General features: G+C 67.8%; 12 protein-coding genes and 1 riboswitch. Of the genes, 5 read left to right on the top strand and 7 right to left on the bottom strand.

What is annotated here, in order from left to right:
- Positions 1 to 100 precede the first annotated feature (100 nt).
- The gene (locus ACIUM1_RS13715) at positions 101 to 2,095 is read left to right on the top strand and encodes an acyltransferase family protein (protein ID WP_406813237.1); all 1,995 of its coding nucleotides are present in this window, start codon (positions 101 to 103) and stop codon (positions 2,093 to 2,095) included.
- 3 nt (positions 2,096 to 2,098) lie between these two features.
- Here ACIUM1_RS13715 and ACIUM1_RS13710 read toward each other — a convergent pair whose 3' ends face one another.
- Positions 2,099 to 2,758, bottom strand: a complete 660-nt coding sequence (locus ACIUM1_RS13710; RefSeq protein ID WP_406813236.1) for a class I SAM-dependent methyltransferase — start codon at positions 2,756 to 2,758, stop codon at positions 2,099 to 2,101.
- A 111-nt stretch (positions 2,759 to 2,869) separates the two neighbouring features.
- A riboswitch (M-box (ykoK) riboswitch) is annotated at positions 2,870 to 3,105 on the top strand.
- Positions 3,106 to 3,341: 236 nt separating this feature from the next.
- Between ACIUM1_RS13710 and ACIUM1_RS13705 the strand changes: the two genes are divergently transcribed.
- Positions 3,342 to 3,557 (top strand): hypothetical protein, encoded by a 216-nt coding sequence (locus ACIUM1_RS13705; protein WP_406817902.1) that lies wholly within the window; start codon positions 3,342 to 3,344, stop codon positions 3,555 to 3,557.
- Positions 3,558 to 3,618: 61 nt separating this feature from the next.
- Here ACIUM1_RS13705 and ACIUM1_RS13700 read toward each other — a convergent pair whose 3' ends face one another.
- Positions 3,619 to 4,563, bottom strand: a complete 945-nt coding sequence (locus tag ACIUM1_RS13700; protein ID WP_406813235.1) for an NADP-dependent oxidoreductase — start codon at positions 4,561 to 4,563, stop codon at positions 3,619 to 3,621.
- Between the two features lie 181 nt (positions 4,564 to 4,744).
- Between ACIUM1_RS13700 and ACIUM1_RS13695 the strand changes: the two genes are divergently transcribed.
- On the top strand, positions 4,745 to 5,359 hold the full coding sequence (locus ACIUM1_RS13695) for a hypothetical protein (protein WP_406813234.1): 615 nt from the start codon (positions 4,745 to 4,747) through the stop codon (positions 5,357 to 5,359).
- An 11-nt stretch (positions 5,360 to 5,370) separates the two neighbouring features.
- On the opposite strand, the gene car is transcribed toward ACIUM1_RS13695, so the two are convergent.
- Together car and ACIUM1_RS13685 are read right to left on the bottom strand one after the other, a co-directional pair.
- Positions 5,371 to 8,952: a carboxylic acid reductase gene (car, locus tag ACIUM1_RS13690; protein ID WP_406813233.1), complete on the bottom strand. Its 3,582-nt coding sequence runs from the start codon at positions 8,950 to 8,952 to the stop codon at positions 5,371 to 5,373.
- A gap of 142 nt (positions 8,953 to 9,094) precedes the next feature.
- On the bottom strand, positions 9,095 to 9,850 hold the full coding sequence (locus ACIUM1_RS13685) for a L,D-transpeptidase family protein (protein ID WP_406813232.1): 756 nt from the start codon (positions 9,848 to 9,850) through the stop codon (positions 9,095 to 9,097).
- Between the two features lie 296 nt (positions 9,851 to 10,146).
- Here ACIUM1_RS13685 and ACIUM1_RS13680 point away from each other — a divergent pair, with 296 nt between their 5' ends.
- A complete protein-coding gene (locus ACIUM1_RS13680) occupies positions 10,147 to 11,079 on the top strand; it encodes a LysR family transcriptional regulator (RefSeq protein ID WP_406813231.1) in 933 nt (310 codons plus the stop codon).
- Here ACIUM1_RS13680 and oxc read toward each other — a convergent pair.
- The gene (gene oxc / locus ACIUM1_RS13675; protein WP_406813230.1) at positions 11,063 to 12,814 is read right to left on the bottom strand and encodes an oxalyl-CoA decarboxylase; all 1,752 of its coding nucleotides are present in this window, start codon (positions 12,812 to 12,814) and stop codon (positions 11,063 to 11,065) included. The genes ACIUM1_RS13680 and oxc overlap by 17 nt on opposite strands.
- Positions 12,815 to 13,054: 240 nt before the next feature.
- Here oxc and ACIUM1_RS13670 point away from each other — a divergent pair, with 240 nt between their 5' ends.
- Positions 13,055 to 14,704 (top strand): FadD7 family fatty acid--CoA ligase, encoded by a 1,650-nt coding sequence (locus ACIUM1_RS13670; RefSeq protein ID WP_406813229.1) that lies wholly within the window; start codon positions 13,055 to 13,057, stop codon positions 14,702 to 14,704.
- 11 nt (positions 14,705 to 14,715) lie between these two features.
- On the opposite strand, the gene ACIUM1_RS13665 is transcribed toward ACIUM1_RS13670, so the two are convergent.
- A complete protein-coding gene (locus tag ACIUM1_RS13665; RefSeq protein WP_406813228.1) occupies positions 14,716 to 16,884 on the bottom strand; it encodes an elongation factor G-like protein EF-G2 in 2,169 nt (722 codons plus the stop codon).
- Positions 16,885 to 17,027: 143 nt separating this feature from the next.
- Positions 17,028 to 17,453, bottom strand: coding sequence for a TIGR03668 family PPOX class F420-dependent oxidoreductase (locus ACIUM1_RS13660; protein WP_406813227.1), 426 nt, complete (start codon positions 17,451 to 17,453; stop codon positions 17,028 to 17,030).
- Between the last annotated feature and the right edge of the window lie 124 nt (positions 17,454 to 17,577).

Here is a 17,577-nt window from a genome sequence, read left to right as displayed (position 1 = left end):
CGGGCGAGATGGTAGTTACGGCGCGCTGACAGCAAGCACAGAGCCGGGCGGGTCTCATCCCGCACCGGCTCGTCGTACTCGGCCCCGATGGGTGGCCCCGGTGCGCCGGGTCGGGCGGCTGGCGATCTGGGACCGACCGGAGCGGGCCAGCGGAATCCCGGCGCTCGACGGGCTGCGCGCGATCGCGGTCGCACTGGTGCTCATCGGGCACGGTGGCATCCCCGGCGTCAGCGGCGGGTTCATCGGCGTCGACGTCTTCTTCGTCCTCAGCGGATTCCTGATCACCTCGCTACTGCTGGACGAGCTGGGACGCAACGGCCGCATCGAGTTGACCGGCTTCTGGATCCGGCGCGCGCGGCGATTGCTGCCCGCCCTGGTGCTGATGGTGCTCACCGTGGCCGCGGCCCGCCAGCTGCTGCCCGACCGGTCGTTGACCGGGCTGCGCGACGACGCCATCGCGGCGTTCGTGTGGATGGCGAACTGGCGGTTCGTCGCCCAGAAGACCGACTACTTCACCCAGGGCGCGCCGCCGTCACCGCTGCAGCACACCTGGTCACTCGGAGTGGAGGAGCAGTACTACTTCGTCTGGCCGGTGCTGCTCATCACGGTCACGCTGCTGCTCGCCGCCCGAGCGCGGCGCCGCGGGACCCGGGCCACCGTCGGTGGGGTGCGGTTCGCCACGTTCCTGATCGCCACCGTGGGCGCGCTGGCGTCGGCGGCGGTTGCCATCGTCATGACGTCGGATGGCACCCGCGACCGGATCTACTTCGGCACCGACACCCGCGCGCAGGCGTTGCTGGTCGGCGCGGCGGCGGCCGCCCTGCTGGTTCGAGACTGGCCGTCGATGAACCGCGGCTGGTGCATGATTCGCACCCGGTGGGGACGCCGCGTCGCACGGATCCTGCCGCTGCTGGGCCTGCTGGGACTGGCGGCGGCGACGCACTACGCCACCGGCGCCAGCGACGAATTCCGCCACGGCTTGCTGATCGGGGTCGCGATCGCGGCGGTGATCGTGATCGCACCGGTGGCGCTGGAACAGCGCGGAATCGTGGCCCGCGCGCTCGCATTGCCCCCGCTGGTCTGGCTGGGCACCATCTCCTACGGCGTCTACCTGTGGCACTGGCCAATCTTCTTGGCGCTCAACGGTGAACGCACCGGGTGGTCCGGCCTGCCGTTGTTCGCCGCCCGTTGCGGCGCCACCCTGGTGGTGGCCGCGCTGTCGTATTGGCTGCTCGAGCAACCGATCCGGCGTTGGCGACCGGCGCGGGTGCCGCTGCTGCCGCTGGCGGCCGCGACCGTGGCCAGCGCCGCCGCGGTGACGCTGCTGGTGGTCCCGGTGGGCACCGGGCCCGGCCTGCGCGAGGTCGGTCTACCGCCCGGTGTGTCGGCGGTCGCGGCGGTCTCGCCGTCGCCGCCCGGGCCGAGCCGGCCCCGGGATGCCAACCGGCCCTTCACCGTCTCGGTGTTCGGCGATTCGATCGGGTGGACCTGGATGCACTACCTGCCCCCGACACCGGGCTTCGCCTTCCTCGACCACACCGTCATCGGATGCAGCCTGGTGCGGGGAACCCCCTACCGCTACATCGGCCAGACGTTGGAGCAACGACCCGAATGCGACGGTTGGCCGATTCGCTGGTCGACCCAGGTCAGCCAGGATCAGCCGGACGTCGCGCTGCTGGTCATCGGCCGCTGGGAAACGGTGGACCGGGTCAACGAGGGTCAGTGGACCCACATCGGCGACCCGACTTTCGACGCCTACCTCAACGGCGAGCTGGAACGGGCGCTGACCATCGTGGGCGCTACCGGTGTCCACGTGGTGGTCGCCACCGTTCCCTACAGCCGGGGCGGTGAAAAGCCGGACGGCCGGCTGTATCCGGAGGACCAGCCGGATCGGGTCAACCTCTGGAACACCATGTTGCGCAAGACCGTTAGCCACCACCCGAACGTCGCGATCCTCGACCTCAACAAAAAGCTGTGCCCTGACGGCGTCTATACCGCCAAGGTCGACGGCATCAAGGTGCGCAGCGACGGCGTCCACCTCACCCCCGAAGGGGTGAAGTGGCTGACGCCGTGGCTCGAGGAATCGCTGCGCTAGTCCCTAACCGCTTGTGCGGCAGCTGATCTCCATGCTGTCGCTGTCGCGGACCTGGAAGTTGAAGCTCACGTAGCCGTTGTCCTGGTTGCGCACGCGATCGAGATAGGGCGCCATATCGGCCGAGCTGGCGTTGTCGGCGATGACCAACGCACCCGTGGACAGCCGGGGCTCCAGCAGCTCGATGATCGGCAGGTACAGGTCTTTCCAGCCGTCGAGCAACACGAATTCGACCGGTCCGGCCACGTCGGCCAGCGTGGACAGCGCGTCGCCTTCCAGGATGGTGATGACATCGTCCAGGCCGGTCTCGGCGAAAGTCTTTTTCGCCGCGGCGATCTTGCTGTCGCTCAACTCGGTGGTCACCACGCGCCCGGTGCCGTTGTCGCGCACCGCCGCGGCCAAGTGAATGGCGGAGATGCCGAAGGACATCCCGAATTCGATGACGGTCGACGGGCGGGTGGCCCGAACCAGTGAATACAGCAGCCGGCCGGCCTCCGGTGTCACCGGGATGTAGAACTCGCTCATCGCCTCGGCCCGCTCCTGCGCGGTCATCGGCCGATCGAAGGTGCCGCGCCGCTCGCGCAGCAGCGACATCTGGTTTTTCGACTCGGCATACATGCGGTCGAGCGTCGACGCGACCCGGGGATCCTGCAAGGTTGTGGTCATGACATCGAGCCTAGGCGCGCAGCCTGAGCGGGCGCTGGCAGAGCGGCGGCGGGCGTCAGGGATCCGTTAAGCGTTTGACGAGGCCGCGACGCCGGTGTCAGTATGGACGCGCAAGCACCTCGGTAGGTGAGGCGTCTGCATGGATACAGGCCACTGACCCCGAACGTCGAGAGACGCCCCGGGTCAGGACAGCTCTTCCCGGACCCAAGGGTTGAGCCCAAGTGGCTTCTGGACCATCGGTTAAGGAGCGATCGCAAGCGCGGCGAAGCCGCGCGCAGGGGGTCGCGACCATCGATCAAGTCCGGATACGCCGTGCAGTGCCGAAGCTCCGACGAGAGGGGTGCGACCCACGCCATGCGCCGTGGGTCATGCCTGCCTCTTTCGTTCAGGTGACTGTGGTGACACCCGCGTGTGTCTTGGCCGTGAGGAGGTGAGGGCGAGATGTGTCCCGGCGATAGTCCCTATCCGAAATCCGTCTTGTCCCGATCCGGTTCCGGCAGTTCGTCAACCGCCTGACCTCCCGTGGTCGCGGGGGGTTGACCAGCCGTGTCGACGCCGATCGGGCCTCCGTGAGGAGAAGATCATGGCTTTTGTTGTCACACATCGTTTTTCCACTGCGTCCCGGATGCGCGGACGGTCGATGCTGCGCGCAGGCCGGTTGCTGGCCAACAGGTTTCACCTGCGGGCCTGTCTGACCCCGCAGGAGCGGGCCAACCTGTACGTCTCGAGGATGCCGATCGCAGTGGTCACCGCGTCGCTGGGTGGACACGCCTCGGGTTCCGACGGCAACCACGGTTGAGCACGGCCCCGGCGGCCGGGCGGCACAGTGTCGCCCGGCCGGTGTGGCCGGGCCGGCCGCTTCATTGTGAGTTGGTAGGCAGCAGAACGATTTTCCCGTGGGTGTGCCGCTGCTCGAGCTCGGCGTAAGCGTCGGCGACCCGGTCCAGCGGGTAGGTCGCGGCGATGTCGAACTCGATGGCGCCGGAAACGATGAGGTCGGCCATCTCGGCGAGCACCTCGGGCGTGGAGGCTTCCATGCTGCCCTCGGTCTTGGCGCCCACCTCGGCCGCCTTCTGGAACGAGATGATGGTGTCGATCCGCTCCGGGGCCACGCCGAGATCGACGGCGAGCTGGACGTAGTCCGGACCGAACAGGTCGATGAATGCGTCGATTCCGTCCGGCGCCGCCTCCCGCAGCCGCTCGGCGAGCCCGTCGCCGTACGCGATCGGAATGACGCCATGCGCGCGCAGCCAGTCGGCATTACCCGGCCCTGCGATGCCGAGCACTCGCGCCTTGCGCAACATCAGCAGCTGCACGACCAGGCTGCCCACCCCGCCGGCGGCGGCCGACACGGCGATCGTCTCGCCCGGTTGCGGCGCTACCGCGCGGACCGCCGCATACGCGGTCACACCCGCCACATAAAGCGATCCCGCTGCCTCCCAACTGAGTTGGGGAGGTTTGCGGATTAACTGGCCGACCGGAACGGCGGTGTGGGTGGCGTGGCTGGACCGGCGCAGGCTGAATCCCAATACTTCGTCGCCGACCGAAAACTCGGTGACGCCGGGCCCCGTGGCGGTGACGACACCGGCCAGGTCGCTGCCCTGGCCGGACGGAAAGGTGGCCGGGAACATCTCGTGCATCGCCCCGGCCCGGATGCCCGCTTCACCGGGGTTGATCCCGGCGGCGCGGACTTCGACCACCACCTCGCCCGGCCCGGGGGACGGCATGTCGATGTCCGCGACGTACAACACCTCACGTCCCCCGTAACGGTCGAACCGTACCGCGCGCGCCGCTGCAGCCGTCATGCCGATCTCCTTTCGGGCGAGGATGCCCTCACCCCCGCCAGCATAGGCACGTCGAAGCGCTACCCACGGGGCACCGAGTGGGCATATGTTCGTAGCAAGGGTGGTTTACGTCAGCATTTCGCCGGCGGCATCGGGAGCCGCGGTGGAAGCCGGATACCGATGACACGTGGAAGGAACGTGCGTGCACATTGATCGGATCGGCGTCCGCATCGCCGGCCGGGCCGTCGCCATCATCGCGGTCGGCGCCGCGAGCGCCGGATGCGGAGGCGCTCACCATGCCTCGCCGTCGGCGTCGAGTTCCGCAGCTTCGACCAGCTCCAGCGCCGTCACCGGCCCGCCCTCGGCCCAGCCCACGGATTACGGCGCTCTGCTGATAAAGCCGAACGATGTCGGCGGCGGTCTCACCGCACCGCAGTCGCCCATGCTCAACCCCAACAACGCACCGGGGGTCGCCCAACTGTTCGCCAACGCCGACAGCAGCCGTCGGCTCTGGGACACCATCGTCGTCGCCGCCGATCCGGCCGGGGCCGCCGCCGAATTGGCTGCTACCCAAGGCAGTTACACCGGCAAGGTGAATGGAACCTGGCAACCGCTTGCGGTCGGCGCCCACGGGGTGACGATTTCGGGTACCGCACCGGACAACTCGCAAGCGATGACCGTCTTGGTCTTCACCGAGGGTAAGGCGCTGGTCACCCTGGAATTCGACAACGCGCCCAACGATCCCGTCGACCCGGCGGTAGCCGTCGACATCGGCCGCAAGCAGGACGCTGCGATCAAGAACGGGCTACCCGGCTAGCCCGGCAGTGGTTACAGCAGACCCAGCACGCGCAGATCCGCGACATACTTGTCGATCAACTCCACCGAGAGATGCGGAATGTCCCCTACTGCACCGATTTTCGCCGCCTGCACGGCGCTGCGGAACACCTCGGTCGGGGCCGGTGCACCGCGCAGCGGCGTCTCCGGCTTCCGATAGGCGTCCAGCAACGGCAGCACCGAATGTTGCCGCTGCTTGTCCGGGAGGGCGCGCAGGGCGGTCGTGAACCGGGTCAGCCATTCGTCGTAGTCGGCGATGCGCCGGATGTCGTGGCCGGCGGCGATCAACCAGTCGACGAACACATCCAGCGAGATGCCGTCGTCGTGCGGATTCATGACGTCGAAAGACCGATAGACGCCGGAATCCTCTGCTGCGGTGGCGATCTGTTCGCCGAGTGTGGTTACCGCCTCGGCCACGAAGTCGGCGGGCAGCCCATCGTAGTGCGCCACCGGCCGGTTTCCCTGCGGATCGGTCTGATAGAAGGAGGCCGGTGCGATACCGGTGGCCAGCACGCTGAATATCAACCGGGTGAACGCATCTGGAACGTTCAGCTGTCCGGCATACCGGCTGTGCGCCAAGATCATGTCGGACCGGAACACCACGACCGGCAAGCCACACAGATCGTGCGCCTCGCGCAGCAACACCTCGCCGGCCCACTTGCTGTTCGCATAGCCGTTCGCGTAGCTGTCGTCGACCGGCCGCAGCGCGCTGACGACACGGATGTCACCGTCCTCGGTGAACGCGCCCGGATCGACCGACAGGGCCACGGCGACGGTCGACATATACGTGACGGGCTTGATCCGCGTCGTCATCGCCAGGCGAATCAACTCGGCGGTGCCCACGACATTGGGTCCGAACAGTTGGTCGTAGGGCAACACATGGTTGACCAGCGCTGCCGGATGCACGATCAGGTCCACGCTCTCGGCGAGGCGCGCCCAGGTATCTTGCCCCACACCGAGTTTCGGCTCGCCGATGTCGCCGACGATGACCTCGAGGTGGTCGGCGGCCAGCGTGCGGAACCGCTGCACCAATTGCGGGTCCCCGCTGTCGAAAACGGCCTCCAGCCGTTGGGTGGCCGCTGCGGTGTCGCCGGCGCGGATGATGGCGATGAGCCGTCCGCCGGTTTCGGCAAGCCGTTCGAGCCACTCCAGAACCAGGAAGCGGCCGAGGTAGCCGTTGGCGCCGGTGAGCAGGACGGTGTGCGGCGTGCCGTTCGCTCGCGGCAGCCCCGCGGCCTCGGTCAAAGTCTTCGCATCGATGAACTTGTCCAAGGTGAGGTCCGCGGCCCGGGCTTGCGTCGCGTCCCGACCGTGTACCGCGGCGAAGGTCGGCCGCCTCGATCCCGATTCACGCTCGGACTCAACGTATTCTGCGAGCTGACCCAGGTCGGTCGCCGGGCCGGTGATCATTCCCACCGGCACGTCGACGTCGAAGATGTCTCGCAACAGATTGGAGAAGGTCAATGCGGACAGGGAATCGCCGCCGAGTTCGATGAACAGAGCATCGGGTTCCGGTGGACCGCCGGCCAAGCCGAGCAGCGCCTCGGCGGCGCGGGTGAGGGTGAAGATCACCGGGTGCTCGGCCGCGCCTTCGCGCAGGGCACGCAGTTCGGTCACCCGATTTTCGGCCAGCTCAGCGTATAGCTGCTCGAGCCGGGCGCCGTAGCGTTCCTTGAGCTTGGGCCGCAGCAGCTTGCCCACCCCGGACAGCAGGCCGTTGTCCTCGCTGAACGGCTCCGTCTCGACCACGAAGTCGACCGGTACCTCGTAGGACTGCAGCTCGGCCAATTTGGCAGACTGCCGCAAGGATTCACCGAGGGCGGCCTTCAATGCGCCGGCGTCGCCGGCGAACCTCTGCGCGGCATCGTCGGTCGGCACGACGACCGCCAGCAGATAGGGCCGTTCGCTGTTGCCGTAGACGAAGATCTGGCGCACCAGGGCCGCGCTGGAGAACACCGCTTCCAGGCGGGCCACGGCGACGAACTCACCTTGCGCCAGCTTCAGCACGTTGTTGCGGCGGTCGACATAGGCGAGCCGGCCCGGCTCCAGTTCGGCCATCACGTCACCGGTGCGGTAGTAGCCGTCGGGGTCGAAGGCCTTGGCGGTGACATCGGGCCGTTTGAAGTACCCGGGTGTGGCGGTCAGCGACTTCACCAGCAATTCGCCTCGCGGGTAAGGCTTGTCGGTGAGGAAATAGCCCAACTCGGGAACATCGATCAGCTTGTAGTCCAGCACCGGAGGTTGGTTGATCCGGCCGTCCTTGGTCACCATGCCCACCTCGGTCAGGCCGTAGCCGTCGAGAACGTGGACGCCCAAACAGGTCTCGATGAAATTGCGCATCTCCGCCGCGAGTGGAGCGGTGCCGCAGAAGGCGGTCACGATGCGGCCCCCGAGAACCTGCTCGCGAAGCTCGGCTTGCGCCTTCGCCTCGGCCGTGGCGGTGTCGGCGCCCGCAACTTCGAAACGATCGACCGCACTCTGGTAGCGCTGGTACAGCATTTCGGCCACCCGCGGCACCAGACCCATTTCGGTGGGCCGCACCAAGTTCCAGTCGTCGAACAGGGTGGACAGATCGCTTTCCGGGACGAAGTAACTGGTACCACCCGCCTGGAACGCCGTCGACAACGGTATCCGGCCACCCAGGTGATTCAGGGGCATGAAGTTCACGTTGATCACCGGCGTATCGGCGAAGTCGGGCATCAGTTCGTTGGTCCACAGCCTGCAGAGCATCCGCTCGGTGTACATGGCGCCCTTGGGCAGTCCGGTGCTGCCCGACGTGTACATGATCATGGCCAGCCGCTCATCGGTGCCGCCGGTGAACATCGGCTCCGGCGGCAGGACTCGGCCACGTTCGATGACGTCGTCGAGGGTCTCGATCGTCACCGGGCTGCCGGCATTCACCAGCTTGACCTGCGCGCGTTCGACGGCCTCGCGCTGCTCGTCGACCTCCGGCCGGTAGTCGAAAACCAGCACCCGCCGCAACGACGAGCTACCCAGCGCCGCTTCGATGGCGAGGTCCAGATAACCGACACCGGCGGCCAATATCGATGGTTCGACCTCCTCGACGATCGGCTTCAGTCGCGTCGCCGTCGTGTTGTGCTGCAGGGGCACGGCCACCAGCCCGAGGTAGGCGCACACCAGATCGATGGTGAGGTACTCGGCGCTCGCGAAGCCGACGGTGGCGACGAAGTCGCCGGGCGCAACGGGATTGGTGGCATCGTGTCGCCAAGCGCCGGCGACGGCGCGGACGTTGGCCCACAGTTCGCGGTAGGTCATGGTGTCGAACCGCGGCAGCAGTTGCGCGCCGGTTCGGCCGGCGGCGGGATCGGTGTCCAGCGAGCGAGCGCGCCAGCCCAGCGCGGGACGATCGGCGTAGCCGTGGGCAAAAATTTCCAGGATCTGTGGTAGCCGAAGGCCGGGCCGGCGGGCCGCGTGCTGCACGGCGGGATCGGGCTTGGCGCTGCGGAACTCTTCGTCGTGGGCGTCTAAGTCGCGGATGCGGTCGGCTACCCGCTGGCGCGCCACGCTGATCGGGCCGGTAGAGCTAACTTCCGCGCGCTTGGCTGGATCGGTCATGGCCCGCCTCTCGTTCAGAGCACCCGTCTACCTGAACCAACCCCCGCGGGTCAGGCTTCCGTTCAACGGATGTGAGCGTCGTCACACAGCGAGCCAGGCGCCGCGGTGAGTTCGCACCACGCCGGAGAAACGTCGTTGGCGCTCAGGCGACGACCTGAATGGGGTCGCCCACGTTCACCTCGTTGAAGTACCAGGCGGCGTTGTCGGGGCTGAGGTTGATGCAGCCATGGCTGACGTTGGCGTTGCCTTGGGAATCAACCGACCACGGTGCGGAGTGCACATAGACGCCGCTCCAGGTGACGCGGACGGCGTACTGGGCGGTGATTTTGTACCCCTCGGGGGAGCTGAGCGGGATGCCGATGGTCCGCGAGTCCATCACCACGGTGCGCTGCTTTTCCAGCGCGGTGAAGCTGCCGATCGGGGTGGGCCGGCTGGGCTTGCCCATCGACGCCGGCATGGTGCGCAGCACCTCACCGTCCCTGCTGACGGTGAAGGTGTGCTTGGAGATGCTGGCGACCCCGAGCAGCGCATCACCGGTGTCGAAGCCCGTCGACAGGGCCTGCACGCCGACCGATACGTGCGTGTGGGCGGGCCAGTACTGGTCGGGCACCCACTGCACGACGGTGTCCTGAACCCACTCGAAGTGCCCGGGGGTGCCGCTGGGCGAGCTGACGTGGATCGACCGCTGCACGGCGGCCCGATCGGCGACCGGAGCGGTGAACGTCACCACGACCGGATGCGCCACACCCACCACGGCGCCGTCGGCGGGCAAAATCGAGGCGACCGCGGGGCTGGGTTGCGGCAGCGGCACGGCGGCGGTGCTGCGCGCGACCGGCGCCACCAGGCCCACAACCGTGATCGCGACCATAACAAATAGATAACGAACACCCCGACGCATAGCGTCCACCCTTCGAGATGGTGCGATCAACACAGCGACATTCTACTGGTTACCCACTCACCACCGATTTCAGCAAACAATGGCAGGCTGACCATCGCTCGAACGCCGACCGACGTCGGGTGAAACCGACACCGACCCTAGAGGTTTCGCGGCCACCACACCTTGGCACGCCCTTGTGGCCGAATCTGTCTGTATAGCCGCAACAGTCGTGGCGCAAACGTTGGCTTGGCCCTTCGGCCCACTGGGCGTTAGCCTCAGCGGAAGCGATGCGTGAGGCCTGAACCCGAGGAGTGCGGGTGCTCTTCCGTCAACTGGAGTACTTCGTTGCGGTCGCTTCCGAGCGGCACTTCGCCAGGGCGGCCGAAAAATGCTTCGTCTCCCAGCCGGCATTGTCGGCCGCGATCGCCAAGCTGGAACGAGAATTGAACGTCACGCTGATCAACCGCGGGCACAGCTTCGAGGGCCTCACGCCCGAAGGCGAACGGTTGGTGGTGTGGGCCAGGCGGATCCTCGCCGAGCACGACGCGTTCAAGTCCGAGGTGGACGCGGTGCGCTCGGGCATCACCGGGACGCTGCGGCTGGGCACCGTCCCCACCGCCTCCACGACCGCGTCCTTGGTGCTCTCGGCGTTCTGTTCGGCGCACCCGTTGGTGAAGGTGCACATCCTCTCCCGGCTGGCGGCCACCGAGCTGTACCGGCGGCTGCGCGAGTTCGAGATCGATGCCGCCATCGTGCATGCGGCGCCCGGCGAGGCCAACGACGTGCACCTGGTTCCGCTCTATCAGGAGCGCTACGTGCTGTTGGCACCCGCGGACATGGTGGGATCCGGTGCGGCGACGATGACCTGGGCCGAAGCGGCCCAGCTGCCGCTGGCATTGCTCACTCCTGACATGCGCGACCGCCAGATCATCGACAAAGCGTTCGCCGACCATTCGATCACCGTCAGCCCGCAACTCGAAACCGATTCCGTGGCATCGCTGTTCGCTCAGGCAGCGGCGGGCAACTGGGCATCCATCGTGCCCCACACCTGGCTGTGGACGTCGCCGCTGGGGCCGGACATCCGGGCGGTGGAAATGGTCGATCCGGTGCTCAAAGCCGACGTCGCCCTGGCCACCAACTCGACCGGACCCGGGTCGCCGATAGCCCGGGCGCTGGCCGGCTCCGCCAGACCGCTGGCGCTGAACGAATTTTTCGACGCCCAGCTGTTGGGGCTCACCCGCCGGCGCTGACTGCCGCCGGCGCTCGGCTGGCCGCGCTGGCCGGGTTCAGGTTGGACAGATGCCCGCTCTCCACCCCCGCCGCCGGGTCGAGTTCGCAGTCGATGATCGACGGTGCGCCCGAGCCGATCGCCGCGGTCAGCGCCGCGCGCAGCTCCGACGGGGTGGTGACGTGATATCCCTTGCCGCCGAAGGCCTCCGCGAGCAGCTCGTGTCGCGCCCGGGCGTTCAGCACGGTCGGGGCCGGATCCGATCCCGTTGCCGCCGCGCCGGCGGTGGCCTCGTCGCCGCGGTAGACGCCGCCGTTGTTGAGGATGACGACCGTCACCGGCAGCCGATAGCGGCAGATGGTCTCGATCTCCATGCCGCTGAAGCCGAAAGCGCTGTCACCCTCGATCGCGACCACCGGCCTGCCGGTTTCGACGGCCGCGGCGATGGCATAACCCATTCCGATGCCCATCACGCCCCAGGTTCCGGTGTCCAGCCGGTGGCGCGGCAGCTCCATGTCGATGACGTTGCGGGCCAGATCGAGGGCATTGGCTCCCTCGTTGACGACATACACGTCGCGGTTGTCCTGCAGCACAGCGCGAATCGCGCCCAGAGCGTTGTAAAACCGCATGGGGTGCGGATTCTCGGTCAGTCGTTCTGTCATCTTGGCGTCGTTTCGTGCCGTGCGCTCGGTCAGTTCGTCGATCCATTCCGGGGGCGCGGTGATCGGGTGTGCGGCCACGCCGTCACGCAGTGCGGACATCACCGAGCCGATGTCGCCGGCCAGCGGCGCCTCGATCCGCTGGTTGCTGTCGAACTCGGACGCGGCGATGTCCACCTGCACGAATTTGGCGTCCCGGTTCCATTGCGGCGACTCCCCGTGGCCCAGAAGCCAATTCAGCCGGGCACCGACCAGCAGGACCGCGTCGGCACGCGCGATCGCCAGCGACCGGGCGGCCGCGGCGGACTGCGGATGGGAATCCGGCAGCAGTCCCTTGGCCATCGACATCGGCAGGAACGGAATCCCGGTCGCCTCGACGAATTCCCGGATCACATTGTCGGCCTGGGCATACGCCGCACCCTTGCCGAGCACGATCAACGGCCGCTGCGCTCGGGCCAGCACGCGCAGCGCGCGATCGACCGCGTCGGGTGCGGGCAGCTGCCGGGGTGCGGGATCGACGACCCGCCACACCGTGCCCGCCGCGGCGGCGGCGTCCATGGCCTGACCCAGCACCTCACCGGGGATGTCCAGGTAGACACCGCCGGGCCGCCCGGACGCCGCGGTGCGAATGGCGCGCGCGACGCCGCGCCCGATGTCCTCGATCCGGTCGATCCGATACGCGGCCTTGGCGAACGGCTTTGCGGCGTTGAGCTGATCGAGGTCCTGGTAGTCGCCACGTTGCAGGTCGACCAGGGCCCGATTGCTGGAGCCGGAGATCTGAATCATCGGAAAGCAATTCGTCGTGGCGTTCGCCAGCGCGGGCAGGCCGTTGAGGAAGCCGGGCCCGGACGTGGTCAGGCAGACGCCGGGGCGCCGGGTGAGAAATCCGGCGGCGGCCGCGGCGTTGCCGGCCGAGGTCTCCTGCCGAAAACCGATGTAGCGGATTCCCGACGCCTGCGCGACGCGGGCGAGATCGGTGATCGGGATGCCGACGATGCCATAGATCGTCTGGACGTCGTTGGTCTTCAGCGCGTCCACCACGAGGTGAAAACCATCGATCATGCCCGCCGGATCGGGCGATGCCGAAGCTGTGGACATGTGGCGACTCCTCGGATGGTCTGCGGTATTGCCTTGGCCATCACTGTGACCCCGGCGCGCCGGTGATGTCCAAGACGCGGGCACTATCCGGCGATTCACGTTATCTATCGTTGCAGCTCAGCGGCCAGGCGACGTCGGTCAATAGCCAGCGGTTATCGATCGTGAGCGAACCGATATTGGACGGAGCAGAATCCCGCCCGGCAGGGTGGCATCGGTAGCAAGAGTGCAAGGAGGCCCGCGATGACGTCTGACGCGATCACCACATACGAGGGGGCGACAGGATCGGGGAGCCCCGGCGTCGCCGATCTGGTCGAGGCGGCGGCACGCCGGTCGCCGGAGGCGACGGCGCTGGTCGTCACCGCCGAGCGCATACCGGTCAGCTACCGCGAGGTGATCCGGTTGGTCGACGACCTGGCCGCCCAGCTGAAGGCCGGTGGCCTGCGGCCCGGGGACCGGGTCGCGCTGCGCGCCGGCAGCAACGCCGAATTCGTCGTCGGGCTGCTGGCCGGGTCCCGCGCGGATCTCGTTGTGGTTCCACTGGATCCGGCACTGCCCGTCGCCGACCAGCGTGCCCGCAGCGCGGCGGTGGGCGCCCGGGCGGTGCTCGTCGACCGGGCCGTCGACGCCGACAGCGACGCGCCTGCACCGAGCGACCCGCCGCGGTGGCCGATCGCGGTGAGCGTCGAACCCGGCGGCAATGCCGCGTCGGTCAGCCTGAATGTCACCGCGGCACCCGCGCGTGACGTGTCGACGCCGGAGGGGCTGCGCGACGACGACGCCATGATCATGTTCACCGGCGGAACCACCGGCGCGCCCAAGATGGTGCCCTGGACGCGCCACAACATCGCTCGTTCGGTGGCGGCCATCGTCGCCGGCTACCAGCTGGGTTCGCGGGACGCGACGGTGGCGGTGATGCCGCTCTACCACGGTCACGGTCTGCTCGCCGCGCTGCTGGGCACGCTGGTGTCCGGAGGAGCGGTGTTGTTGCCCGCGCGCGGGAAGTTCTCGGCGCATACATTCTGGGACGACATCGAGGCCGTCGGTGCCACCTGGTACACCGCCGTCCCGACGATTCATCAAATCCTGTTGGAGCGCGCGCGAACCGAGCAGCCGGGCACGACGCATGCCCTGCGGTTCATCCGCAGTTGCAGCGCGCCGCTGACCGCCGAGACGGCTCAGGCGCTGCACGACACGTTCTCGGCGCCGGTGGTGTGCGCATTCGGGATGACCGAGTCGACCCATCAAGTGGCGACGACGGCCATCGGCGGCGCGGGCCACAGCGAAAACCCCGGTGCCTCACCCGGTCTCGTCGGCCGGTCAACCGGACCGGAAATCCGGATCGTTGGGCCCGACGGCCGGGCGCTGCCCGCGGAGACCGTCGGCGAAGTCTGGCTGCGCGGCCCGACCGTGGTGCGCGGCTACCTCGGCGATCCGTCCATCACTGCAGCCAACTTCACGCAGGGTTGGCTGCACACCGGCGACCTCGGCACGCTGTCGCCGGCGGGCGACCTGATCATCCGTGGCCGCATCAAGGAACTCATCAACCGGGGCGGCGAGAAGATTTCGCCGGAACGTGTCGAGGGCGTCCTGGCCACCCACCCCGATGTGCTCGAGGTGGGGGTGTTCGGCGTGCCGGACAAGCTGTACGGCGAAACCGTCGCCGCGGTCATCGTCGCGCGCGGATCCGCCGCGCCGACGGCACAGGAGCTGACGGCGTTCTGCCGTGATCGGTTGGCCCCCTTCGAGGTGCCGGCCGAGTTCCAGCGGGCCGACGAGTTGCCGCATACCGCGAAAGGCTCGCTGGACCGACGCGCGGTTGCCGAGCGGTTCGGCCGCTGGGGGCACCGCCCGCTTGCGGGGGAGGCGTCGCCGCCCTCGGGCAGGGCCTGAACGGCGGGGTGCTAGACGGCGGCGTGGAGCCGGGCGGCCGCGGATTCCGGCATGGGTTCATAGCGAGCGAACGATCGGGTGAACGAGGCGGCGCCGTGCGCGAGTGAACGCAGGTCGATGGCGTAGCGGGTCAGCTCCACCTGCGGCACCTCGGCTCTGACCACGGTGCGCTCGTTGCCGGCGGTGTCGGAGCCGAGCACCCGGCCGCGCCGGCTGGACAGATCGCCCATCACCGCACCGACGAAGTCGTCGGGCACCAGCACCGAGATCTCGTCGATGGGCTCGAGCAGCGCCACCTTGGTCGCCGCGGCGGCCTCGCGCAGCGCTAGCGAACCCGCCATCTGGAACGCGAAGTCCGACGAGTCAACGCTGTGCGCCTTGCCGTCGAGCAGGGTGACGCGGATATCGACTACCGGGTAGCCCGCGTGTACGCCCTTTTCCATCTGGGCCCGCACCCCCTTCTCCACGCTCGGAATGAACTGCCGCGGCACCGCTCCGCCGACCACCTTGTCGACGAATTCGAAGCCGGAACCTTCCGGCAGCGGCTCCACCTCGATGTCGCACACCGCGTACTGGCCGTGCCCGCCGGACTGCTTGACGTGGCGGCCGTGACCTTTTGCCTTGCCGCCGAACGTCTCTCGCAGTGGGACCCGCAGCTCCACGGTGTCGACCGTGACGCCGTACCGATTGGCCAGCGCGTCGAGCACCACGCCCGCGTGCGATTCGCCCATGCACCACAGCACCATCTGATGGGTTTCGGGATTCTGCTCGATGCGCAGCGTGGGGTCTTCGGCGGCCAACCGTCCCAGTCCCACCGACAGTTTGTCCTCGTCGGTTTTGGCGTGCGCCGCAATCGCGACGGGCAGCAGCGGCTCGGGCATGGCCCAGGGCTTCAAGACCAACGGTTCGGATTTGTCCGAGAGTGTGTCACCCGTTTCGGCGCGGCTCAATTTGCCGATCGCGCAGATGTCTCCCGCCACCACGCTCTGCGCCGGGCGCTGCTGCTTGCCCAGCGGGAAGGACAGCACCCCGATGCGCTCGTCCTCGTCGTGGTCGGGGTGCGCTTGGCCCTTGGCGTCGAAGCCGTTGGGGGTGCCGAAAAACGACGCAAAATGGCCCGACACATGAACCGTTGCGTCGGGCCTGATCGTGCCGGAGAACACCCGGACCAGGCTGACCCTGCCCACGTACGGGTCCGACGTCGTCTTCACCACCTCTGCGAGCAACGGCGCGTCCGCCGCACACGTCAGGCCGGCGTGCGGTGCACCGACCTGGGTAAAGACCTCTGGCAGCGGATGTTCCATCGGGGATGGGAAGCCGCGGGTGGCGACCTCCAGCAATTCCAGGGTGCCGACGCCGGTGCTGCTGCAAACGGGGATCACCGGGAAGAACGACCCCCGGGCGACGGCCCGCTCCAAATCCTGGATCAGCACGGACTCGTCGATGGCCTCGCCCCCGAGATAGCGCTCCATCAGTGACTCGTCCTCGGACTCCTCGATGATTCCTTCGATCAGGGCGCCGCGCGCATGCTCGATCTGCTCGGCGTCGGATTGATTCAGTGGCCGCACGGCGCGCTTGCCGTCGGTGTATTCGTAACGCGTCTGCGACAACAAGCCGATCAGGCCGCGACAGGAGGGCAGGTCGGTGGGCAGGTAGAGCGGTAAAACCTTGTCGCCGAACGCGTTCTGTGCGGCGGCGAGTGCCTCCTGGTAATTCGCCCGGGTGTGGTCGAGCTTGGTGATCACCACGGCGCGGGGCATGCCGACCTGGTTGCATTCCTGCCACAGCGATTTGGTGGGCTCGTCGACACCTTCGTTGGCCGCGATGACGAACAGCGCGCAGTCCGCGGCCCGCAGCCCGGCGCGCAACTCGCCGACGAAGTCGGCGTATCCGGGCGTGTCCACCAGGTTCACCTTGACGCCGTCGTACGACAGGGACGCCACGGCGACACCTACCGACCGTTGTTGGCGGATCTCGGCATCGTCGTAGTCGCACACCGTGCTGCCATCGGCGACCGACCCGCTTCGGGTCAACACACCGGCGGCGACCAACAGGGCTTCGACGAGTGTGGTTTTGCCACCGCCCGACGGACCCACCAGCACCACGTTGCGAATCTCGTCCGGACCGTTGGCGGTGGGAGCGTTCCCCGCTCCTTGGGAAGTATTTGTCCTGTCGGCCATGACTTTCCTCCAGGTTGCCCAGGGCGCGCCGTTGCTGACCTAGTTAGCACCTATCTAGCTACCATTCACCCAACTTCGGTCGACCACAAGACCGTCGGGCCACATCGGTTAGCCGGCGCACTGCGGCGGCGCCGGCGCGCCACTCAGTAATGCCAACTGGACCAACGCTGCACCGCGACGGCGATCACCGCGCCGTCCAGCGAAACCGACTGATACTGAAGATATTTGGCGCGCAGCAGGCTGCGCCCGAGATCGACGGCCTGTCCGTCGCGGTGGACGGTGGCGACGCCGTCGGCGCGCACCCACCACAGCTGGGTCCAATCGTCGGCGTAGTGATCGACAAGCAGGCTTACCTGAGGGTTGCTGTCGATGTTGGCCAGGCGGCGCAGCCGCCGCGTCGTTTTCGGTTTGGCGTCGACGGCCGTGTAGATCACGTCGGCTCCGTCCCGGTCGTCGGCGGCGACCGCGAAGACCACCGGCACCAGGTGCGGCAGGCCGCCGGGCGCGACCGTGGCCAATCGGGCTACCGGGGAGCAGGTGAAGCTGGCCCTGGGGTCGAATTCGCCCACCGTGTCAGCTTAGGACGCGGCAAAAGCCGCCGGGGTCGTCAGACCTGACGCCTGCCATGCATAGCTACCTGCATTACGGTTATATACACACACATGTGCCGCCAAGATCCTCAGGCCGGGACAG

Origin of the sequence: Mycobacterium sp. M23085, from assembly GCF_045343915.1 — a bacterium.
Classification (GTDB): Bacteria; Actinomycetota; Actinomycetes; order Mycobacteriales; family Mycobacteriaceae; genus Mycobacterium.
Note: the sequence above shows the minus strand (reverse complement) of the source record. Positions and strands in the feature narration are given on the sequence as shown.